The sequence below is a fragment of the Vibrio sp. 1402 genome (assembly GCF_033340275.1).
Map to the genome: position 1 here is coordinate 1 of NZ_JAWOWE010000342.1, position 653 is coordinate 653.

At 49.6% G+C, this 653-nt stretch carries 1 protein-coding gene; it reads right to left on the reverse strand.

Going from position 1 to position 653, the window contains the following annotated elements:
* On the reverse strand, positions 1 to 653 hold a 653-nt coding region (locus tag R7044_RS25955), incomplete at both ends, for a methyl-accepting chemotaxis protein (RefSeq protein ID WP_225456089.1).

Sequence of the window (653 nt, forward strand, 5' to 3'; positions counted from 1 at the left end):
GATACGTCGCGGATGCCTTCTGTGTTACGAGTGATTTCTGTTGTTAAAGATGATTGCTCATCCGCCGCAGACGCAATTTGCGTTGCCATGTCGCTGATGCGCTCTACCGCACTGTGGATTTGCGTCAGGCTCGCTGCTGCAGAATTCGCGTCATCCACACTGGTATCAGCCAAACGACGACCATCTCCCATGATATCAACCGCTTTCTTGGTTGTACCTTGAAGCATTTCGATCGTTTCTTGGATTTCTTTGGTCGATGCGTGAGTACGTTGGCTCAATACGCGAACTTCGTCAGCAACAACCGCAAAACCACGACCTTGATCGCCTGCACGCGCCGCTTCGATCGCTGCGTTCAGTGCCAACAAGTTAGTTTGCTCTGCAATGTCTTGAATCGTCGATAGAATCGTGTTGATGCTATTACCGTGCGCTTCAAGTTCTTGGATAACATTTGTCGCGACTTGAACTTCTTGCGCCAGATTCTGGATAGAACCTTGCGTTTGATTCACTTGGCTAGAACCGTGAGCACATGCTTGCACCGCTTCTTCAGAGCTATGCGCTGTGCTGTCTGCGTTACCCGCAATCTCTTGCGTTGCTGCTGCCATTTCATTAACCGCAGTCGCAACCATGTTGATTTCGTCTTGCTGGTAAGAAAT